The organism is Paenibacillus radicis (ex Xue et al. 2023), assembly GCF_024722015.1.
In the GTDB taxonomy this organism is placed as follows: Bacteria; Bacillota; Bacilli; order Paenibacillales; family NBRC-103111; genus Paenibacillus_S.
Genome location: NZ_JANQBD010000010.1, coordinates 118,761 through 139,050, shown reverse-complemented (window position 1 = coordinate 139,050; position 20,290 = coordinate 118,761). Strand labels below are relative to the sequence as shown.

Annotated in this window: 19 protein-coding genes and 1 other annotated feature; of the genes, 3 read left to right on the top strand and 16 right to left on the bottom strand. The window is 44.6% G+C overall.

Annotated features, from left to right (window positions below):
- Positions 1 to 8: 8 nt before the first annotated feature.
- The 4 genes from NV381_RS15355 to ilvB form a co-directional block, all read right to left on the bottom strand.
- Positions 9 to 1,559: a 2-isopropylmalate synthase gene (locus NV381_RS15355; protein WP_258214168.1), complete on the bottom strand. Its 1,551-nt coding sequence runs from the start codon at positions 1,557 to 1,559 to the stop codon at positions 9 to 11.
- Positions 1,560 to 1,712: 153 nt separating this feature from the next.
- Positions 1,713 to 2,705 carry a ketol-acid reductoisomerase gene (ilvC, locus tag NV381_RS15350; RefSeq protein WP_258214167.1) on the bottom strand — a complete coding sequence of 331 codons (993 nt, stop codon included), beginning with the start codon at positions 2,703 to 2,705 and terminating at the stop codon, positions 1,713 to 1,715.
- Positions 2,706 to 2,946: 241 nt separating this feature from the next.
- Positions 2,947 to 3,435 carry an acetolactate synthase small subunit gene (ilvN, locus tag NV381_RS15345; protein ID WP_258214166.1) on the bottom strand — a complete coding sequence of 163 codons (489 nt, stop codon included), beginning with the start codon at positions 3,433 to 3,435 and terminating at the stop codon, positions 2,947 to 2,949.
- The gene (gene ilvB, locus NV381_RS15340; RefSeq protein ID WP_258214165.1) at positions 3,432 to 5,174 is read right to left on the bottom strand and encodes a biosynthetic-type acetolactate synthase large subunit; all 1,743 of its coding nucleotides are present in this window, start codon (positions 5,172 to 5,174) and stop codon (positions 3,432 to 3,434) included. The genes ilvN and ilvB overlap by 4 nt, the downstream gene beginning before the upstream one ends.
- A gap of 533 nt (positions 5,175 to 5,707) precedes the next feature.
- On the opposite strand from ilvB, the gene NV381_RS15335 reads away from it, so the two are divergent.
- Positions 5,708 to 7,282, top strand: a complete 1,575-nt coding sequence (locus NV381_RS15335; RefSeq protein ID WP_258214164.1) for an ArnT family glycosyltransferase — start codon at positions 5,708 to 5,710, stop codon at positions 7,280 to 7,282.
- A gap of 122 nt (positions 7,283 to 7,404) precedes the next feature.
- On the opposite strand, the gene NV381_RS15330 is transcribed toward NV381_RS15335, so the two are convergent.
- The 9 genes from NV381_RS15330 to NV381_RS15290 all read right to left on the bottom strand — a co-directional run bounded on the left by NV381_RS15330 (position 7,405) and on the right by NV381_RS15290 (position 16,240).
- The gene (locus tag NV381_RS15330; RefSeq protein WP_258214163.1) at positions 7,405 to 7,797 is read right to left on the bottom strand and encodes a GtrA family protein; all 393 of its coding nucleotides are present in this window, start codon (positions 7,795 to 7,797) and stop codon (positions 7,405 to 7,407) included.
- A 5-nt stretch (positions 7,798 to 7,802) separates the two neighbouring features.
- Positions 7,803 to 8,813 carry a glycosyltransferase family 2 protein gene (locus NV381_RS15325; RefSeq protein WP_258214162.1) on the bottom strand — a complete coding sequence of 337 codons (1,011 nt, stop codon included), beginning with the start codon at positions 8,811 to 8,813 and terminating at the stop codon, positions 7,803 to 7,805.
- Between the two features lie 54 nt (positions 8,814 to 8,867).
- Positions 8,868 to 11,213 (bottom strand): glycosyltransferase family 2 protein, encoded by a 2,346-nt coding sequence (locus tag NV381_RS15320; protein WP_258214161.1) that lies wholly within the window; start codon positions 11,211 to 11,213, stop codon positions 8,868 to 8,870.
- Positions 11,189 to 11,419 carry a hypothetical protein gene (locus NV381_RS15315; RefSeq protein ID WP_258214160.1) on the bottom strand — a complete coding sequence of 77 codons (231 nt, stop codon included), beginning with the start codon at positions 11,417 to 11,419 and terminating at the stop codon, positions 11,189 to 11,191. The genes NV381_RS15320 and NV381_RS15315 overlap by 25 nt, the downstream gene beginning before the upstream one ends.
- A gap of 503 nt (positions 11,420 to 11,922) precedes the next feature.
- On the bottom strand, positions 11,923 to 12,282 hold the full coding sequence (gene rplT, locus NV381_RS15310) for a 50S ribosomal protein L20 (RefSeq protein WP_171651261.1): 360 nt from the start codon (positions 12,280 to 12,282) through the stop codon (positions 11,923 to 11,925).
- 40 nt (positions 12,283 to 12,322) lie between these two features.
- On the bottom strand, positions 12,323 to 12,526 hold the full coding sequence (gene rpmI / locus NV381_RS15305) for a 50S ribosomal protein L35 (protein WP_171651260.1): 204 nt from the start codon (positions 12,524 to 12,526) through the stop codon (positions 12,323 to 12,325).
- A 24-nt stretch (positions 12,527 to 12,550) separates the two neighbouring features.
- Positions 12,551 to 13,066, bottom strand: coding sequence for a translation initiation factor IF-3 (infC, locus tag NV381_RS15300; RefSeq protein WP_258214268.1), 516 nt, complete (start codon positions 13,064 to 13,066; stop codon positions 12,551 to 12,553).
- Between the two features lie 22 nt (positions 13,067 to 13,088).
- Positions 13,089 to 13,227, bottom strand: a sequence feature (ribosomal protein L20 leader region).
- 332 nt (positions 13,228 to 13,559) lie between these two features.
- Complete coding sequence (locus tag NV381_RS15295) at positions 13,560 to 14,795, bottom strand: glycosyltransferase family 2 protein (RefSeq protein WP_258214159.1); 1,236 nt, start codon at positions 14,793 to 14,795, stop codon at positions 13,560 to 13,562.
- A gap of 272 nt (positions 14,796 to 15,067) precedes the next feature.
- Positions 15,068 to 16,240: a glycosyltransferase family 4 protein gene (locus tag NV381_RS15290; RefSeq protein ID WP_258214158.1), complete on the bottom strand. Its 1,173-nt coding sequence runs from the start codon at positions 16,238 to 16,240 to the stop codon at positions 15,068 to 15,070.
- A 329-nt stretch (positions 16,241 to 16,569) separates the two neighbouring features.
- Here NV381_RS15290 and NV381_RS15285 point away from each other — a divergent pair, with 329 nt between their 5' ends.
- Positions 16,570 to 17,097: a phosphatase PAP2 family protein gene (locus NV381_RS15285; protein WP_258214157.1), complete on the top strand. Its 528-nt coding sequence runs from the start codon at positions 16,570 to 16,572 to the stop codon at positions 17,095 to 17,097.
- A 74-nt stretch (positions 17,098 to 17,171) separates the two neighbouring features.
- Positions 17,172 to 18,296, top strand: coding sequence for an MGDG synthase family glycosyltransferase (locus tag NV381_RS15280; protein ID WP_258214156.1), 1,125 nt, complete (start codon positions 17,172 to 17,174; stop codon positions 18,294 to 18,296).
- Between the two features lie 91 nt (positions 18,297 to 18,387).
- On the opposite strand, the gene trmB is transcribed toward NV381_RS15280, so the two are convergent.
- From trmB to NV381_RS15265, 3 genes are all read right to left on the bottom strand, one after another.
- Positions 18,388 to 19,137 (bottom strand): tRNA (guanosine(46)-N7)-methyltransferase TrmB, encoded by a 750-nt coding sequence (gene trmB / locus NV381_RS15275; RefSeq protein ID WP_258214155.1) that lies wholly within the window; start codon positions 19,135 to 19,137, stop codon positions 18,388 to 18,390.
- 162 nt (positions 19,138 to 19,299) lie between these two features.
- Positions 19,300 to 19,503, bottom strand: a complete 204-nt coding sequence (locus NV381_RS15270; RefSeq protein ID WP_258214154.1) for a hypothetical protein — start codon at positions 19,501 to 19,503, stop codon at positions 19,300 to 19,302.
- Positions 19,504 to 19,527: 24 nt separating this feature from the next.
- Positions 19,528 to 20,184, bottom strand: a complete 657-nt coding sequence (locus tag NV381_RS15265; protein ID WP_258214153.1) for a WGxxGxxG-CTERM domain-containing protein — start codon at positions 20,182 to 20,184, stop codon at positions 19,528 to 19,530.
- Positions 20,185 to 20,290: the final 106 nt, after the last annotated feature.

Here is a 20,290-nt window from a genome sequence, read left to right as displayed (position 1 = left end):
ACCCGGCTTTAGATCAGGGTTACATTATCACGGCTATTGCGGGCAGGCGACTTGCGCTTCTCGATCAAACGATTGATCGCATCAATGTACGCCTTCGCGCTTGCTTCCAAAATATCCGTGCTTACGCCGCGGCCTTGAACGGAGTAATCGCCTTGGCGCAATACAACATGCACTTCGCCAAGCGCGTCCTTGCCTTGAGTAACGGATTTGATCGAGTAATCCTCCAGCTCGACCTCTTCGTTCGTTACCTTGTCGATCGCTTTATAGATGGCGTCCACGGAACCGTTGCCGACAGCAGCTTCTTCCGCCGTACCGCCCTCAATCTTATTGACACGAATAGTCGCCGTAGGTACCGATTGATTACCGTAAGACAGCTGCATCGTATCCAACACGAACACTTCCGGCGTTTCGATCAATTTCTCCTCGATCAATGCGCGAATGTCCTCATCGGTTACATTTTTCTTCTTATCCGCCAAGTCTTTAAACTTGGCGAAGGTTGCATTCAGCTGCTCGTCAATCATATCGTAGCCCATGTCAACCAGCTTCTCACGGAATGCGTGACGGCCGGAATGCTTGCCCAGTACGAGCTTGCTGTCCTTCAAGCCGATCATTTCAGGCGACATAATTTCGTAGGTCGTCTTCTCCTTAAGCATGCCATCCTGATGAATGCCGGACTCATGCGCGAACGCATTGGCCCCTACAATCGCTTTATTGCCAGGAACGACCATTCCTGTCAGCTTACTGACCAAACGGCTTGTACGGGCAATCTCGCCCAACACAAGCGATGTTTTCGCTTGAAAGAAATCTTGACGCGTTTCCAGCGCCATAACTACTTCTTCAAGCGAAGTATTTCCAGCGCGTTCGCCAATTCCGTTGATCGTACCCTCTATTTGATCGGCACCGTTCAATACAGCAGCCAGCGCATTAGCGGTAGCCATTCCCAAGTCGTCATGACAGTGTGCGCTTAGTTGAATTCTCTCGATACCTGCTACATTTTCCTTCAAAGTTTTAAAAATGTTACCGAATTCGCTCGGATTCAAGTAGCCTACCGTATCCGGAATATTAACAACTGTCGCACCAGCACGAATAGCCATAGCTGTTACTTCACATAGAAAGTCCAGCTCCGTACGGCCGGCATCCTCAGGTGAAAACTCGACTTTGTCGAAATATTTCTTCGCATAACGAATCGCTGCTTCGGCTGTTGCCAGCACCTGCTCCTTTTCCATCCGCAGCTTATGCTTACGGTGAATAGGGGACGTTGCCAAGAATACGTGAATAGAAGGATCTTGAGCTCCCTTCAGCGCTTCACGCACCGCATCAATATCCTGCTCGCGCGAACGCGCCAAGCCGATTATAGAAGCGTTTTTGACTGCGCGGGCAACCGCATTTACACCTGCCAAGTCACCAGGAGATGCAGCCGGGAAGCCGGCTTCAATACGATCGACACCCAGCTTTTCCAACTGCAGCGCAATTTCCACCTTCTCCTGCATGTTGAGATTCACACCCGGCGATTGCTCCCCGTCTCTCAACGTAGTGTCGAATATGTATATTTTTCTCATGGGTTGGGTCACCTCCTAAGAGTTTTCGTAAGAAAATTACATCATAAGCCTTTAAGCAGAAAAAGGTACGGCTCGAAGGTGAGAAAAAAGAGCATTCCCCATTGTCTTCAAGCCGACCTCATTCAACACTATATTACCACAAATGAGCAAATCTTATTTCTTGATCCAGTGCATCATTTCACGAAGCTGGGAACCTACTTGCTCAAGCGGATGCTCGGATTCCAGGCGACGAGTCGCTGTAAGGAATGCACGGCCGGATTGATTTTCCAAGATAAAGTCACGAGCAAATTTACCTTGTTGGATATCTGTAAGCACGTCTTTCATTGCTTTCTTAACTTCGTCAGTGATGATGCGAGGACCAGTTACATAGTCACCGTACTCAGCAGTATTTGAAATGGAATGTCTCATTGTAGCCAAGCCTCCTTCATACATCAGGTCAACGATCAGCTTCAATTCGTGCAAGCATTCGAAGTAAGCCATTTCAGGAGCATAACCTGCTTCAACCAATGTTTCGAAACCTGCTTTAACCAATGCAGAAGCACCACCGCAAAGAACGGCTTGCTCACCGAACAGGTCAGTTTCTGTTTCTTCGCGGAATGAAGTTTCGATAACTCCCGCGCGTGTGCAGCCGATACCTTTAGCATAAGCAAGACCGATTTCCTTAGCTTTGCCACTTGCATCTTGCTCGATAGCGATAAGTCCAGGAACGCCGAAGCCTTCTACATATACACGACGAACCATGTGGCCCGGGGATTTAGGTGCTACCAAGAATACGTCTTTGTCCGCGGACGGAGCAATTTGACCGAAGTGAACGTTAAAGCCGTGGGAGAACATGATTGCTGCGCCATGCTTCAAGTTCGGCTCGATTTCATTTTTATATACGCTTGCTTGTGTTTCGTCAGGCATCAAAAGCTGTACGATGTCAGCAATTTTAGTTGCTTCTGCTACGGAGTATACGTCAAATCCGTCGTTTTTAGCTTGCTCAAAGGATTTACCTTGACGAAGACCGACGATTACTTTCAAGCCGCTATCGCGAAGATTTTGTGCTTGAGCGTGGCCTTGGCTTCCGTAACCGATAATAGCGATTGTTTTACCTTGTAATACGTTAAGATCTGCATCTTTTTCATAATAAGTTGTAACTGCCATGGATAATAGTTCCTCCTTTAATTTAAAAACCCTGTGAGTGGGCGATATAACGGACAACCCTCATCGGTAAAGCTACGGATGTGCTGCTCTGCATAACTGCTAACTGCCGTTCAACTTTGCAGTCCGCAGCAGACCGACATTTTTCGCATTTGACTCCTGCACGAAGTTATCCGCTGTACCCCCCACTCCAAGGTACATTTTACTCTAAATCTGCTTTCTAGAAAACCTTATGTGTACTTTTTTATTTAACTGATCCGCGGATCATCGCCGTAACGCCTGTTCTAGAAATCTCACGGATACCGTATGGCTTTAATAATTCGATCATTGCATCGATTTTCAGTGAATCTCCCACTACCTGTACAATTAATGAACTGGGGCCAATATCAACCACAGCCGCGCGGAAAGTTTCAACTACACCGAGCACTTCAGGGCGGGAGCTTGGCTCCGCATTGACCTTAATCAACGCCAGCTCGCGTGCTACCATTGGGTTAGAGCTCAAGTCTATAACCTTAATGACATCAATCAATTTGTACAGCTGCTTGGAAACCTGCTCCAAAGTTTTATCATCGCCTGTAGTTACGATTACCATACGGGACAAGCCCGATTCCTCGGACTCCCCTACGGTAATGCTCTCAATGTTGAAGCCTCTGCGGCCGAATAAACCGGAAACCCGCTGAAGCACGCCAGGCTGATTGTTTACTAATACGGAAATGGTATGTCTGTGGCTCATTCCGAATCCCCCATTATCATTTGATCTATCGTCGAGCCTTGTGTAACCATCGGATACACATTTTCGCCTTTGCGGACGAAAAATTCGACGAGTACCGGACCTGGGGTGTCCAGCGCTTCCTGCCAAACACGGCGGGCTTCTTCTTTATTCGTTGCTCTCAAGCCCTTAACGCCGTAGGCTTCAGCCAGCTTAACGAAGTCCGGACTGCCGGCCAGGTCGATGTGACTGTAGCGATTGTCATAAATGATCTCCTGCCACTGGCGAACCATTCCCAGCACCTGATTGTTGATAACAACAATTTTTACCGGAATTTTGTTGATAGCACAGATCGCCAACTCTTGAGAACACATCTGCATGCCGCCGTCACCATTAATGGAAACAACCAATCTGTCAGGATGCGCTACTTGAGCACCGATGGCTGAAGGGAAGCCGAAGCCCATTGTTCCCAAGCCGCCGGATGTAATCCATGAACGAGGATGATTGAACTTGTAGTATTGTGCAGCCCACATCTGATGCTGCCCAACATCTGTCGTTACAATTGCATCGCCCTTGGTTGTTTCGTGAATCATCTCAATTACATACTGTGGCTTCAACTCCGTATCGGAATCTTTATACCGCAGCGGACGGTTGCGCTTGTTCTCAGTAACTTCCTTAATCCACGCTTCCGATTGGGAAGGCTTCACTTTTGGCAATGCCAATTGAAGCACAGCTTTTACATCGCCTACAACCGGAATGGTTGCTTCTACGATTTTACCGATTTCGGCAGGATCTACATCGATATGAACGATCTTCTTCGCTCTCGGTGCAAAGCCGTCTACCTTCATCGTCACACGGTCATCAAACCGTGCCCCGATAGCAATCAACAGATCGCAATCCTGCAGCGCGTGATTCGCCGTATACGTTCCGTGCATCCCCGGCATTCCCAGCCATAGCTCATGAGCGCTCGGGAAGCCTCCCAGACCCAACAGGGTAGTTGTTACAGGAATACGCGTTTTATCTACGAACTCCAGCAGCTCTTTGGAAGCATCTGCGTACACAACGCCGCCACCGGCAAGAATGACTGGACGCTCCGCCTCGGCAATAGCCTCGATCATGCGGTCCACTTGAAGCTTATTCGGTTGAACCGTCGGTTTGTAGCCGCGGATTTCTACCTTCTCCGGATAATAGTAAGGCGCCTGCGCATTGGATACATCCTTCGGAATATCGATAAGAACCGGTCCTCTGCGACCTGTGGAAGCAATATGGAAGGCTTCTTTAATAACACGCGGTAAATCCTTAACATCACGTACCAAGTAGCTGTGTTTCGTAATTGGCATCGTAATCCCGGTAATATCCGCTTCTTGGAAGGCGTCTGTTCCAATCACACTTGTTGCTACATTACCTGTGATGACGACAAGCGGCACCGAGTCCATGTAGGCTGTTGCAATACCAGTAACAAGATTTGTAGCGCCAGGACCCGACGTTGCGATACATACGCCTACCTTACCTGTAGAGCGTGCATAACCGTCTGCTGCGTGGATAGCTCCCTGCTCGTGGCGGGTCAGCAAGTGATTGAAATTCGGATTGCCATGCATGGCATCGTAAATATATAAAACGGCTCCACCTGGATATCCAAAGACGCAATCCACGTCCTCCAACAACAAGCTGCGAAGCAGCATTTCCGACCCCGTAACAACATCCGGTTGAAGCAGTTCCTTGCGCAGCTCTTCTTTCGACTTTTGTGTGGTTTGAACGATCATGATTTTGTCCTCCTCCCGTAAACTCAAAACGCGAAAAACCCCTCTCATCCCAAAACGCCAAAAATAGCGTCTGAAGGGACGAAAGGGGTTCTAATCTTCCGTGGTACCACCCAGAGTTTGTTAAATGCCTCACAGCAAATAACCTTAGCAGGTACGCAGCTTAACACAAGCTGTTATACCTTCAGCACGGTAACGTGTGCTATTCCGATTTTCCCTAATAGCTATGTCAATGAGACATACTTTTCAGGAAAACAGCTCCGAGGTGAGCTCGTACATAAGGGATTAATGGCATAGGTTTCAGCAAATCCTCTGCTCTCTGAACATAAGTGCCCTTATAACTTCGTCCTCATCATTGCCGATAGAGTCTGTGTGCTTTTTCAATATTATAAGACGAATTAGGTAAAGAGTCAAGTATAATGGAAAATAATTAAGAAGTAACAAAAGTTGATTCAGATCCGGTTTTCACCCTATTATATTATGTATACTAAAAGAACACATACTTGAGGATAGCGTAATTAGAGGAGCATAGATCAATGAACAAAGAAAAATACTTACCCTTGAGCATATTTGCCGGGATATTTGCAATAGAATTTGCGGTTGGCTTCTATATTAGCTACATTATCGGGTATATGCATTCAGATTCTTTGAGTCGTGTTGCTAATGCCTTCTACGTATTATATAGCCGCGATCCCCATCTGGCAGCAATAGGCTTTGTTTGGAATCCTCTCCCCAGCTTTTTAGAATTAATATTACTCTTGTTTTATCCACTTTTCCCGGAACTGGCTTCACATGGAATAGCTGCCATAATCGTAAGCAGTATCTTTGCCGGATTAATATCGATGCTTATATACAACACTTGCAGAAAATTCGGTCTCCCCAAATGGCTAGGCTTGTCCATTTCTTTATTATATTCCTTGAATCCTTTTATTTTTCTGTTCGGTGCGAATGGATTAAGCGATGCTCCTTATGTATTTTTTCTAATGTATTGCGTCATAAATTTCACCAATTGGATGACGAACAAACACACAGCTCATTTATTGAAAAGCGGGGTTGGTATTGCTCTCGCATTCTGGACTCGTTATGAAGCTGTTCCAGTAGGGGTAGCTCTTGCATTTGCAGTCGTTATTGTTATTATTTCTATTTTTGATAAGCAAACCGATGCAGGCAATAATTCCATCCGCAAAAAATTTCACCACATAGAAGCTGCATGGATTGTACTTTTAGCTCCAGCCGTTTTTTCCGGTTTACTGTGGGTATTTTTCAACTACACCATTATGCATGACCCCTTTTATTTCTTAAGCTCCGAGTATTCGAATTCAGCCCAATCAGAAGAACTAAAACGGGACACTGATTTCCAGGCGATATTCAATAGTCCTCTGCAAGCTTTGTGGCTTTGTGTAAAAAAGACAATTTGGTTTTCTGGACCTCTTGTGGGAATCCTACTGATAAGACTGTTCAACAGAAGATTATTCAAGTGGGACCTCTTGGTGCTTCTTCTAATTATCGCGTCAGTTCCTGGATTACAATTTCTACTATTGATGAAAAGCTCTACCTTTGCCTGGTTTCGATACTTTATGTATGTGCTTCCTATTACGATAGCCTGGATTCCTTATGAACTAAGTAAAGTGAAAAAGGGCTTTATCAACTACAGCCTGATCTTGCTAAGCTTGCTGGTAACCATTGGAGTTCTGACCTATGCTTTAACCAATCCAAAGATTGCACCTGACGAGAACAGCTTCCTGTCCATAGAAAAAGGAATTTACTATCAAAGAACGAAGCTGGATCGGTCCATTGCCGTTTGGCTGGACGAGAATTTACCTGATGCAACTATATTGACTGATTCAGCAGCAGCCTATATGATTTTGGTAAACAGCAAGCAACCCAAGAAATTTATCATCACAAGCGATGAACAATTCCGGTCTTCTGTCAAAGATCCTATTGGAACAGGTGTAGATTACATCCTTATTCCTCGATTACCTGTATACAGCACCATAAATTCGGAGTATCCGAAATTATTTGATTCCGGAAGCAGCTGGACCACTCTATACAAATCTTTTCAAGATAAAGGTCAAAATTATGAATGGCGACTATACAAGGTAAATAAATAAACAATTAAATATTCGAATCCTTCTATTTCACCTACTAATGGATCAATTTCATAATAAATAAAAGCTTAACATCGGCTACTTTTCGTAACCAGTGTTAAGCTCTTATTATATTACCTCTTATTTTATGAGCTGTGAGTCTCAGATTTTTGTTGAAAAGTCCAGTAGTAATTAAAAACAAAATTTAAAATCGGCACAACTACAACCACCAGGCATTGCCCGATTAAATAGTGCCAATGAAGAACATCAACAGATATATATATAATGCTTGTATTTGCCAACAGCCCTGTAACCGAAACAACCGTGTACTTGATAAGCGGCCTCCAGCCAGACGGCGACGTTCGGAATGTCCACATTTTGTTCAGAAAGTAGGAAACTATAAGAACTACAATAAATCCCAATGCAGAAGCAATTATCGGATATACATGAAATGCTTCTACCAAGACGTACAGTACTGCAAAATGAAGTACAGTCCCCAATAAACCTACTGCGCCATATTTCAACATGAGAATTCTCATAATAATTAACTTACCCCGTATTTCATTTCTCCAGCACTCTCACGTATTGCGTAAGCATTGTTATTAGATGATTCCATAAGCTCACTGTCTATTTTTTGACTGACTAAATAACGTGGACGCCCCTTTACTTCTTTATAGATTGAGGCGATATATTCTCCTATGATGCCCAGTGAAATCATAATAACACTCCCAATAAACAACAGCAACAAAATGACCGTAGTAAAACCCGTTACTGCATCTCCAATGAACTTTTGATAAATGGTCTGAACTCCAAGAACTATTGCTCCTATTAAAAATAAGAGTCCAAACATGCTGACAAATCGAAGTGGAATAGATGAAAAGGCTACTACTGCATTAACTGCAAGTTTAAGCAGACTTAAAAAATGCCATTGACTCTTTCCTCCTACACGGTCAGCAACTTCAAACGGGATTTGAGCCCGATTGTATCCAAGCCATGCAGTCATCCCACGAAAAAAAGTATTCCGCTCCGGCATCCCTCGCCAAGCCTGAACAACCTTTTGATCCAACAGTTTAAAATCAGAAGCGCCTTTCAAATCAAAACCAGATAAATGATTTAGAATGCTATAGAAAATGGTTGAATAGAATGTTTTATCTAATGATTCGTTTCCTCTGTCTGTTTTTACACATTCTACAATCTCTTTACCTTCTTCTCTCCACAAGCGGACCATACTCTCTAACAATGAAGGGGGGTGCTGTAAATCAGAATCCATAATAATAACCGCTCGGCCACAAGCATGCTCCAAACCGGCACAAAGTGCTAACTCTTTACCGAAATTCCGGCTTAAGCGCAGTGCCGTCAAGTGAGATATACTTGTTCCGTGATTCGTTAGTTGATCCCATGTAGTATCACGAGAGCCATCGTCAACAATAATAAATTCGTATGAGGAAGTAATGCTTTTCAGTTTCTTTTCAATTGATAGAAGCGATTGTATAATATGGACCTCTTCATTATAAACCGGGATTACCACGGATATTTCAGGTATTTCTCTACTCACAATTGCACCCCCTAAAATAAACTGACAAATCGAAACCTTTTGCGAATTGAGATATTAAGGATTGGCCGAATCTGAAACAGGCTCGTGCTTTGAAAGGCCGTGAGTGGTCTTCTCCCAGTAGAACGGTTTGGTGATCAATTGCCATGCCGCTTTAACCGCAGCTATACTCATCAATACCCAATAAAAAGGCGTTAATAGTGCATATTTGACCAAGCCATACGAAAACACATGCTCTTTTCGTTTTTCCAATTCATAAATAACCCAATATACTCCTACGACATTACTGAATACAAACAGGAAGTTACCGACTAGAAACTCAACCGATGCAAAGTAGTAAATAGCCCCCGGAAAAATTTGCGGGATCCATTCAAGCTGCCACCCATACCAGAGGATAATCATTAACCAGTAAAAAGGGTTCAAAAGAGGCAACAATGGTGTAGCAAGCACCATTACCTGAAATCCCATAAATCCTTTTAAGCCTAGCTCCTTGTAAAGCTTGAACGGGTTCCGCATGTGAACCAGCCAGGTCTGCATATATCCTTTTATCCAGCGAGACCTCTGTCGTATCCAGTTACCTACTCGACTGTTAGCTTCCTCCCAAGTCCGCGAATCGACAATCGCCGTTGTATACCCTGATTTGTATAAGCGTATTCCAAGATCGGCGTCTTCGGTTACATTGTAAGGATCCCATGCGTTAATTTCCTTGAGCACTGCCATTTTAAAATGATTGGACGTCCCTCCAAGAGGGATCGGAATATTAAGCTGCATAACACCCGGTAACAGCAGCTCGAACCACATGCTGTATTCATGAGTGAACCAGCGCGTAAGCAAGTTTTGATCGCTATTAAAATAATTCAATTTACCCTGGATACAAGCCAAATTAGCAGGGCCGTTTACAAATGCAGCATGCACCTTCTTCAGTTGATCCGAATCCGGCCTATCTTCAGCATCGTATATAACTACGTATTCGCCGCGCGCACGAATCAAGCCGTAATTACAAGCTTTAGGCTTTGTTTTAGGAAGACTGTGAGGCACTACAATCGTAGTGTAGTAGGCAGGAAGATTCATGCTCATAAGCAGCTCCTGCGCCTCCACATCATCCTCTTCAATTAATAGCCTGACATCCAGTTTCGCTTTTGGATAATCCAGCCGCTCGATGTTACCCAGCAAATACGGAATAACCTTACTTTCCTTATACATCGGAACCAGAATTGTATAAATAGGTAGAGTTCTCTCATCGACAGCGTCCACCTGTTCTTTGGTAAAGCGGATTTGAGCGTAATCACGCGTGCCATACATGACGATCAAAAATTTAAACAGGGTCATAGAAAAATAAAAAACTTGGACAAGGACATTAACTGCAATTAGCGTACGAAACCAGTCCAATGCAAAGCACACCACCAGCAGCAGTGCAGCTCCAGCAGCAGTGACCAATTGTGCGGTCGTAAAGGTTACATGAGCCGAATTTTCCGGCTGCTCATTAACCAGCTTTTGTGTGCTTTCAACCATAAGCTCAGACTCGTAGATCTGCTTCCAGAAGTACTCCATCTCTTCACGTGTAGCAAGCACCTGCTCAATCGGCAGCTCCAGCAGAGCTTCAATAGCTCTCTGCGCTTCATCTGACAATGGACCTCCCACTGCCACCAAATAACGATTTAAATCCTGACTAATAACAACTGCGTCATATTGTCTGGCCAAATATTCAGGCAGCTTGTTAAGGTCATGAAAATCAAACTCCGAGCCTATCCGGCCAAGATTATTCTGCGTAGCGATATGGCGGTACAGCTTCTCCGGTTCAATAAACCGCATCGCCATAAGAATATCACCGAGCATACCACCACTTTTACGTTGAAACTCCAGAGCTTGATTTAATTCCTCCTGTTTGATAGCACCGGTATTGACAAGCATGTCGCCAAGTCTTCCCTTTTGGGTCTTGCCATCTAGCAGGTCTGATACTCTCCGTTTATCAACAAAGCCCATTTCCGATACGATATCACCAAGTCGGCCACCGAATTTCTTTTGATGTTCCATGGCCTCTTCCAGCTGAGCCTGAGTAACAAGACCTTCGGCTACCATCAGGTCGCCCATCCTCATTTTCGGCTTTCTGGGACCGCTGTTCATATCAGGCTTAAAGCCCTCTTTATCAAGCAGTTTGAGCTTTTGTGCTATTAATTCCTCAACATAGTCTTCTTTACTTTGGTATTCTCGTTTCAAATATTCCAGCTGTTTAGCGAGTTCCTGCAATCGCTTCTCTTGATCCTGACGTTCAACTTCCTCTAATTCCCGCTTAAAACGAACCCGCTCTTCCAATCCTTTGGCATGCTTGTCGGTCAAACTTCTGCGGAGCCCTAGCCAAGCGAAACCGAAAGATGGTTCTAATTCTCGTTTCTTTGTATCCATTGTTTCAAGCTCGTTTCCAGTTGATTCAACTCAACTATCTTCTGCTTAATATTATTGATTTCGTATAGCAGCTCCGCTTCCTTCAGCTTATACGATTGTTTATTAATTTCACGCTGCTGGTTCAGAGTCGCCTCTTCTGCTTCCAATGAGGCAAAATAACGTTCTGCCTTACGATGGTTATAACCGATCAGCGCTTTTTCTTTCACATTATTCACTCCCCATTTGGATTGGTTATCAGCCATCACGATCTCTATGAAATCAACCACTCCTTCAGCAACTGGAAGAACTAACGGTTACCCACAATAACCCCTGTACTTGTGACTGGATACTCAAATTTTAACAGCTGCTCACTAGACCAAGGTCGTAGCCTAGCGCCTTATAAGGCATTAGATCACATACAATTCAGATATAAGCCAAAAGACCCATAACTAAAACAATAAGACCTAAGACCCATTCGTTTTTATTAATTTCATGATACCATATTTGATTTATAAAAAAATTAAGTAAATATTAGATATTCATTAAGTTGTGGTCAATTAAAGGTGAATTGTTAGAAATTTGTTATATTAATTACCCATATTCCGACTCATTTCATCATACAGCTTGCTATCTGAACAAAATCTAAACAGCTGCCGCGAGAGTTGAGCAAACTAAAAAACCCTATCTCCCGGATTATTCATCCAAAGAAACAGGGTTGTATTTGTATTTGTTACGCGTTCACTTTTTGCTTAGCAGCAGTAGCCAGATCGTTAAATGCGCTTAGGTCGTTGACAGCAAGGTCAGCCAACATTTTGCGGTTTACTTCGATACCGGACAGCTTCAAGCCATGCATGAACTTGCTGTAGGACAAGCCGTTGATGCGAGCCGCAGCATTGATACGTGTAATCCACAATTTGCGGAAATCACGTTTCTTTTGACGACGGTCACGGTATGCATACAGTAAGGATTTCATTACTTGTTGCTTAGCCGTTCTAAATAAACGATGCTTGGAACCAAAATAACCTTTAGCCAGCTTCAAAATCTTTTTATGACGACGACGAGTGACGAACCCGCCTTTTACTCTTGCCATGATTGATTACCTCCAGAATTTAAGTAGAATAAAATACGAATTAACCTTTGATGTTACCCAATTGCTGTTTCAAGCGTTTTACATCGCCTGGAGCCATAGTAGGGTTTGTACCCAATACACGCTTTTGACGAGCGGATTTACCGGACAACAAGTGGTTCTTGTAGGCTTTGTATCTCATTACTTTGCCTGTACCTGTGATCTTGAAGCGGCCTTTTAAGCTGCTGTGTGTTTTCATTTTTGGCATGATGTTTTTAGTCCTCCCTAATAATTATGCTTGCTGCTTCGGCGATAAAATCATGATCATACTGCGGCCTTCCAGTTTGGGTCTGCGTTCAACTACACACAGCTCCTCCACTTCAGTCGCCATACGCTCAAGCACTTTTTGACCGATGCTCGCATGCGCGATCTCACGACCGCGGAAACGCACGCTCAGTTTTACTTTGTCGCCTTCGCCTAGAAATTTAACAACGTTGCGCTGCTTCGTTTGGAAGTCATGCTCATCGATTGTAGCGCTCAGACGAACTTCTTTAAGCTCAACGATTTTTTGGTTCTTACGGGCTTCCTTTTCTTTCTTTTGCATTTCATAACGGTATTTCCCGTAATCCATAATCCGGCAAACCGGCGGCTTAGCCGTCGGAGCAACGTTGACCAAGTCCAGGTTGGCGTCAATCGCGATTTGAAGCGCTTCGCGAATCGGCTTGATGCCGAGTTGATCGCCGTCTGCACCGATCAGACGTACTTCCTTCACACGAATCTCATCGTTAATTAAATGCTCTGTACTAATAACCTTCCACCTCCAGAGATTGTAAAATTAAAAAAGACGAGGGCGCAATGGCCCACGTCTTAAAAGGTTCAAGTGATTATCATTATAAAAACTTCACTTTAGCTTTAATTACCAGCCAACCAAGTCGGTCAGGTGAGAAGCGGGCGCTTCTTCTTTTTTAACACCAAAACATCATAACATAACCGCAGCAATTAAGTCAACGTGTAAGTTTCGAAACTTCGGTAAGATTTTATGCGGTTTGACACACCGTCCCTCCCGACGTTTCGGGAAGCCCTGTGTACCGAGGTCCTGCAGGTGTTGCGGAAACAAGATCAAACTTAAAGCGTGTCCGCAAGGACGAAAGCGTTCCTACTGGCAGGAGCACTAACATGAAGCGTGTCCCGAAGGGACGAAAAGCGATCCTCCACATAACGTCACTCAGGCGCACCACGGGTGTCCAGAGGGCAGAGCCCTTTGGAGCCCTCCCGGCGGGGAGGGTTTGGGTGGGGACATCCTAGCTAACCTGCTTGCTTTGCATCTCTTCCAAGCGAATAACACGCGTATGCTCCGTATGGCTCCATTGCTTGTTGTTCTGAGTGAAAAAGGCGTAAACAGTGATCGGCCACCAAGAAAGCATAAACACAGGGAAGGTGATCAGGTACGCATACGTTTTCCAAGTCGCTTTCTCAATAATGAGCGCTAACGGGAATTGGATAAAACTGAGGGCACCGATAATCATGAACAGGCTTGGTGCATAATCATACAGTGATTTCAGCGAATAGATTCCCGGCATTAGCAAATTGACCCATAATATAAGAGTGACTACAGAGCCGATCAGAACGTTATACACGTTCAATGCATAAATAGCTGTGTCCAGCTTAGCCCAGCTGCCCTCTTTAAGCCCCTTCCAAAACAAAGGAAAGAAATAGCGCCGCGCTACATCAAAATGACCCTGCATCCATCTTAGACGTTGTCTCGCAGATGCTTTAAAGGTCAGTGGCTTCTCATCAAAAACTTTAGCGTCGTAGTTAAAAGTTGGGTTCACTCCACGCTGAACGCAGCGCATTGTAAATTCCAGATCCTCTACCAAGCTTGTCGCGCCCCAACCAATTTCTTTAATCAGGTTGGTTTCGAAGCACATGCCGGTTCCGCCCAAGAAATTAGCCAAGCCAAGGTTTTGGCGCGGCAGCTGCCACAAGCGGTTGCAATACCAATAAGTGATTGCATACGCTGCAGTAATCCAGGAATCATGCGGATTCTTAGTATCCAAATAGGCTTGAATTACACGCGAGCCATTGATAAGATCATTGTTCATCAGACTCAGGTAGTCCGGATTCACCAGATTATCAGCATCCAACATTACAATCGCATCGTAGCTGCGAGGCATTTTCCACAGTTCCTTAAGCATCCATTCGATCGCATAACCTTTGCCTCTTAGCTTCGGATTGCTGCGCTCACAAGCATATACTCCCTTGCTTCTGGAGATTTGGGCCGTGCTGTCCGTACAGTTATCGCAAATAACGAATACATCATATAATTCTTTCGGATAATCAAGTTTTTTTAAGTTGTCCAGAAGCGCTCCAACCACCTGCTCTTCATTATGAGCTGCAACCAGGATTGCAAACGACTTCTGCGGCGCATGAGTTGCTTTTGGCTCTCGACGGTACCAACCAAAGAACGTCAAGAACAGCTGATAGGCTCCGATCATAGCTAAAATAACCTGAACGCCTAACAAAAAATAATCCAGCATTAAAAGAATCCCCCTTTTTTTATGTACCCCAAAGTCTCTGTTCTCTCTCTATAGCTATATCTATGAACTTCGATGGCTTTGTCTGGATTTGAGTGGGTAACCGAATATGATTTTCCTCTCTTTAAGACGTTTTGTCAAAAGCCCCAAGGAGCTCCATTACGCCAGATCCCTGAATTATAACGAGAATTATGGACATATGGCGCACGACTCTTTGTCATCCAGCTTATTACGTCTTATTATCACCGTATTTCATACTTTTTAGAGTCATTAGTTTACTTCATTGCCGCCTCATGTTCTCTTGCAAGACCGGCTGATTCACTTAGGACATGGAGATAGCTATCGTACAACCGTGAAAAAATCTGCTCCCATGATTGTTGCATGCTATAGGTGCGTCCTGCTTCGGCAATTTCCAACCGCCGCCCTTCATTATGATACAACAATTCCACTGTATTCACAAATTCTGCGATGTTTCCAGGCTTGCATAAAAGTCCATTTTGATTATGATGGATAAGATCTTTTACCCCGCCTGCCGCCGCTCCAATCACCGCAGTTCCAGAGGCCATAGCTTCAAGAATAACATTACCGAAAGTCTCGGAAGCCGATGGAAACAAAAACACGTCGGCAGCTGCATATAGACGACTTAATTCCCTCCCCTGCTGAAAGCCTGTAAAGGTGATGTTAGACGCCCCACCATAATTTTCAAGCAATGGCTGGTACAGCGGTCCGTCTCCTGTGATCACAAGATGGGAATTGGCACGAATCGTGTCGGAAAGAGCGAGGAACGTCTGCAAGAGCACGTCCACGCTTTTTTCAGGAGCTAATCTGCCCACATAAAGGATGATAAACCGGTCAGGATTAATCCCATACTGCCTCCACACATGAGGACGGTTCACAATCGGGCGGAAAAGGCTCTCCTCAACGCCGCGGGACCAAATTTCCATCCGCTTTAAGCCTTTATCCTGCAGATGAAGCAGAGTTGATTGTGAAGGAACATATATTTTTTGGCACTCCTGATGAAACCAGAGCATATATTTCCAAAGCATCGGCTCCATCCATTGCAGCTTATAATAAGATAAATATTGGTCAAAATGTGTATGATACGATGCAACAATAGGCACGTGATGCTTTTTGGCATAATGCAGTCCAGTTATCCCTAGATTGAACGGAGTGGCCACATGAATCAGGTTAGGTGCGAAAGCTTTTAACGACTTGTTAAGTTGAATTGGGTTAGGAATCGCCATCCGGCATTCCGGATAGAGCAAAAAGGGAATACTATAAAATCGTTCCACTATACTCATACCCAAATCATCAGCCGAGCTGCTCAGCGGTGCGAACACTTTGCATTCCACATTTCGTGACTGCAGGAATTGAACCCATCGCCCCAACGTTTTGGCAACCCCATTGACATCTGGCAAATACGTATCTGTAAACAATGCTACCCGCATGGCTATTCCCTCCTCATAATACAAATCTGTACATAGGAGCGCGAATGGAAGGACGAGTGAAGTCCCGGAAATCTGTGTTCTCCGGTTCAAATTCATTATCACTTTCATCCTAGCATCGGAATGTTAGCAGAACATCAAACCAAGATTAAATCTGCTTGAAATGCGAGTTTTTGAAGCCTATTTTATTGAATGAAGCAAAGGAAGAGATTGAGCAATGTTAAAGTTGGATTTATTGCAGATTTAATACTCCACTAACAATAGAAGGTTATAATAAATATATGACGGGTAGGCACAGCTTATCCCAGTGAAAGTTTGAGGAGGTGAACTTGATGAGCCGTGTTGTAACTTGGCTGCAGCAGCGAGAAAACCGTATGTTTTGTTGGGTAAACCAACGGATTCAGCACACCTCTTTGGATCTGTTTTTTACAACGATTACACATCTTGGCGGTGCGGCCATTGCAATTACTACTGCGCTCTGCTTAGCCTTATTTGGGCAAGGAAACTGGAAAACAGCGGGTATTTATAGCTGTCTAGCTTTAGCATTGAGTCACATCCCAGTCGCAATTATTAAAAAAAAATATCCGCGGCTTCGCCCTTATCTTGTTGTTCCCGATACTAATACTTATAAAAAACCATTGAAAGATCATTCCTTCCCTTCCGGACATACAACCGCTATCTTCTCCATTGTGCTGCCACTTGTATGTGCTAACTTGTGGATCGGAGCCATTCTCTTGCCGCTAGCCACCCTTGTCGCCATATCGAGAATTTATTTAGGTCTGCACTATCCTTCCGATTGCTTGGCTGGAGCCTTCATCGGGACCATTTCAGCGTTGTCAATTGTCGCATTTTTCGGATAAGTTGCATTTTGCCTATAAAATGTTTAATGTTAAAATTGTGTAAATCCATTGTCACAAGGTATGGTGAAACGCTAATGCGTAAAAAAAGGGTGTTGTTATTATCCGAAGGCTTTGGGGCCGGGCATACGCAAGCCGCTCATGCACTCTCCGTCGGTCTTCGCATGCTCTCGCCTGGCATCCAGACCAGGGTGCTGGAGCTCGGCTCCTTTCTCCATCCGACGTTGGCTCCATGGATCTTTACAGCTTATCGTAAAACCGTGACAACTCAGCCTAAGCTGTACGGATATATGTACCGTTCCCAGTACAAGAAGTCTTTGAATCGGTTTACTCAGCTGGCTTTGCATCGTATTTTCTATGCTCAAACAGCAGAGATCATCAATCAATTGCGCCCCGACACTATTGTTTGTACGCATCCATTTCCAAATGCCGTCATCTCCCGGTTAAAACGTGCTGGACTCAACGTCCCCTTGTGCACCGTTATAACCGATTATGATGCTCATGGAACCTGGCTAAGCTCAGAGGTAAACAAATATCTGGTCTCCACCTCCGATGTGAGGGATAAGCTGCTAGGCCGCGGAATTAATTCCGATGCCATTGAAGTGACCGGCATACCGGTTCACCCTAATTTCTGGGGTCAGCATAACCGTGACGAGCTTCGCGCCCAATATGGACTTAAAGCCATGCCAACCGTTTTAGTGATGGGCGGAGGCTGGGGGTTGATGAATAACGGGGAAATGCTGCACTATTTTACAGATTGGCGTGAAAAAATACAGCTTATCATTTGCCTTGGCAGCAATGACAAAGCATTAGCAGCCTTATCCGAGGACAAACGATTCCAGCATGAGAACATTCGGCTCATGGGCTTTACCAATGAAATTGACAAATGGATGGACGTTTCTGATTTGTTGATAACCAAACCCGGAGGAATGACCTGCACGGAAGGGTTAGCCAAAGGGATTCCCATGCTCTTCTATAATCCGATACCCGGTCAGGAAGAGGAGAATCTGCAGTATTTTACCCAGCATGGGTTTGGGGAGCATATTAAATCCGACGCAACTATCGATCACTGGCTCAAGCTGCTTGTGGATGGTTATCCAGAAGTTCTCAAGCGCCGCGCCCTATTGTCTTTGTCCCAGCACACGAATCCATACAATCCTATGGACTGTTCGCAGGCTATAATGGAGATTTTAAACCAATAACTAAAAAATAGCATGCGTCCTCTCTAGAGGATCGCATGCTTTTCTTTTACTACGTATCGAGCAGAACCATCCTGCCGCCGTTTCACTGGGCTCACAGGTCGTCCTGACTCGATATATCCTTATTGCTTTCTTCTTCTCTCTCGTTGAGTTCCAGCCTGCTCAAATGACTCTTAAGAGCATTCGACCCTATAACGACTTCCAGACGGTGAATATTCATTCCCTGCCCGAAAAACTTTGTTTCGTATTCAGTCATGACCAAGTCAGTTCTTGGTCCATCCGCATGCAAATCCAATGAAATATTACGCATGCGAAGGCCCATATCGGAAAAAGAATTTAAGGAAAATTCAAATAATGAGCGTGAATCGGTTTTGAAATGAATTTCGCCATTTTCGTTTAATACATCCATATACTTGCGAACAAAGCCGGAATGTGTCAGCCTGCGCCGCGCATGCCGTTTTTTCGGCCAAGGATCGCTAAAATTCAAGTAAATACGTTCAAGCTCATCCGTATCGAATATATCCTCGATTTTTTCAATGTTAAACAAAGCAAGCCTCAGGTTTGCCAAGGTGCCGCCGTTTTCTTCACGTGATAATACGGCCTTCTCTCCGGCTCGGCGAAGAAGCTCGTCATACATATCTACGCCTATGTAGTTAATTTCAGGATTGAGCGAGCTCAGTTGGCTAATAAATCGTCCTTTTCCCATACCCAGCTCTACATGGATAGGCCGATCGTTGCCAAATACGGCACTCCACTTTCCTTTATATGCAGCCGGATTTAACTCAATAAGGTCTGATTGAGCTTCCAGCGCTTCTCTGATACCTTTTCTGCCGCGTAAACGCATAATTTTCCTCCAAATCGGTACTTGTAACTTCTACTTATAATGGTCAGAAAAAATTATACCCTTAATTGCGATTAAAGAAAAGGCGGGTAACGCAAGCTTTCTACGTCTCCACGCCTTCACCTTAATCCTACAGCTTCACTGATACCTGAAAATTAGATGATTTTATAAGTCAATTGCCTCATAATATAGCCGATGATTTCCTGGAATGAGAAGCTGCTCCAATGAAGCTCTGACCTTTTTACGGGCCTGAGCCGCTAAGAGTGGATCCCCCCAGAAGTTAACGCCACTGCCAAGAGCCATTGCTTCTTTAACCGTTAGCTCTATCGTCAGCTTTTCGTCCGAACGGGGAATGCTAGCTATATTCATGATGTTCACCTCAATTTACAGCATTTATTTGTTGAAGGAATCATCACGATCTCGGCCTTTGCTGCGCATACCGGCTAAGCCTAACAAACCGAGCAAACCAAGCCAACCCCAGTTTGTTCCTTTTGTAGTAGTGTCCGCATTAGCGCGGTAGCTATAAGTACCGTAATTCCCGCCATATCCAGTGCTTGTGCCCTTGCCAGTAGTATTGTAAGTTCCATAGGTGTTCATCCGATCCAGCAAATGATGACCTCTGATACCATCGGTCCCTGTCGTGTTGGTCGTTGTACCATAGCCAGTACCTGTGCCATAAGTTCCAGTTCCAGTTCCTGTCAAAGTGTTAGTCGATCCATAGCCGCTACCGTAAGTTCCGGTTCCGGTTCCGGTTCCGGTTCCGGTTCCGGTTCCCGTTGTCGTGTTAGTCGATCCATAGCCGCTGCCATACGTTCCTGTTCCAGTCGTGTCCGTTGTTCCAGTCGTCGTATTAGTCGTATCCGTAGTCCCTGGCACTGCTATAGTACCGGTAGGAGTATTAGTTGAGCCGTACGCTCCTGCAGGAGTGGTTGAGGTTCCTGTTGTTAATCCGGTAGTCCCCGTATTCCCCATTTCAGCATGAGCTTGTGCAGCGAAACCTAAAGACGCGACCATTGCCAAAGATAAAACAACTTTACGAAACTTGTGCATTGTTGTATTCTCCCTTCGAAGCAGATTGGATTATTGGTGCACTAATAGCATGGTCGGTTAAAGACACAAATATCCTTGTGGTGATTAGGAGGGTATTGTTAAGGAA

What these genes read in the sequence shown, in the direction of transcription:
- trmB (WP_258214155.1), bottom strand. Translation starts at nt 19,137, where the DNA reads ATGCGTTTACGCGGCAGAAAAGGTATCAGAGAAGCGCTGGAAGCTCAA.
- NV381_RS15355 (WP_258214168.1), bottom strand. Translation starts at nt 1,559, where the DNA reads ATGAGAAAAATATACATATTCGACACTACGTTGAGAGACGGGGAGCAA.
- ilvB (WP_258214165.1), bottom strand. Translation starts at nt 5,174, where the DNA reads ATGATCGTTCAAACCACACAAAAGTCGAAAGAAGAGCTGCGCAAGGAA.
- rplT (WP_171651261.1), bottom strand. Translation starts at nt 12,282, where the DNA reads ATGGCAAGAGTAAAAGGCGGGTTCGTCACTCGTCGTCGTCATAAAAAG.
- NV381_RS15285 (WP_258214157.1), top strand. Translation starts at nt 16,570, where the DNA reads ATGAGCCGTGTTGTAACTTGGCTGCAGCAGCGAGAAAACCGTATGTTT.
- NV381_RS15290 (WP_258214158.1), bottom strand. Translation starts at nt 16,240, where the DNA reads ATGCGGGTAGCATTGTTTACAGATACGTATTTGCCAGATGTCAATGGG.
- NV381_RS15320 (WP_258214161.1), bottom strand. Translation starts at nt 11,213, where the DNA reads ATGGATACAAAGAAACGAGAATTAGAACCATCTTTCGGTTTCGCTTGG.
- NV381_RS15280 (WP_258214156.1), top strand. Translation starts at nt 17,172, where the DNA reads ATGCGTAAAAAAAGGGTGTTGTTATTATCCGAAGGCTTTGGGGCCGGG.
- ilvN (WP_258214166.1), bottom strand. Translation starts at nt 3,435, where the DNA reads ATGAGCCACAGACATACCATTTCCGTATTAGTAAACAATCAGCCTGGC.
- NV381_RS15265 (WP_258214153.1), bottom strand. Translation starts at nt 20,184, where the DNA reads ATGCACAAGTTTCGTAAAGTTGTTTTATCTTTGGCAATGGTCGCGTCT.
- NV381_RS15335 (WP_258214164.1), top strand. Translation starts at nt 5,708, where the DNA reads ATGAACAAAGAAAAATACTTACCCTTGAGCATATTTGCCGGGATATTT.
- ilvC (WP_258214167.1), bottom strand. Translation starts at nt 2,705, where the DNA reads ATGGCAGTTACAACTTATTATGAAAAAGATGCAGATCTTAACGTATTA.
- NV381_RS15330 (WP_258214163.1), bottom strand. Translation starts at nt 7,797, where the DNA reads ATGAGAATTCTCATGTTGAAATATGGCGCAGTAGGTTTATTGGGGACT.
- NV381_RS15270 (WP_258214154.1), bottom strand. Translation starts at nt 19,503, where the DNA reads ATGAATATAGCTAGCATTCCCCGTTCGGACGAAAAGCTGACGATAGAG.
- rpmI (WP_171651260.1), bottom strand. Translation starts at nt 12,526, where the DNA reads ATGCCAAAAATGAAAACACACAGCAGCTTAAAAGGCCGCTTCAAGATC.
- NV381_RS15295 (WP_258214159.1), bottom strand. Translation starts at nt 14,795, where the DNA reads ATGCTGGATTATTTTTTGTTAGGCGTTCAGGTTATTTTAGCTATGATC.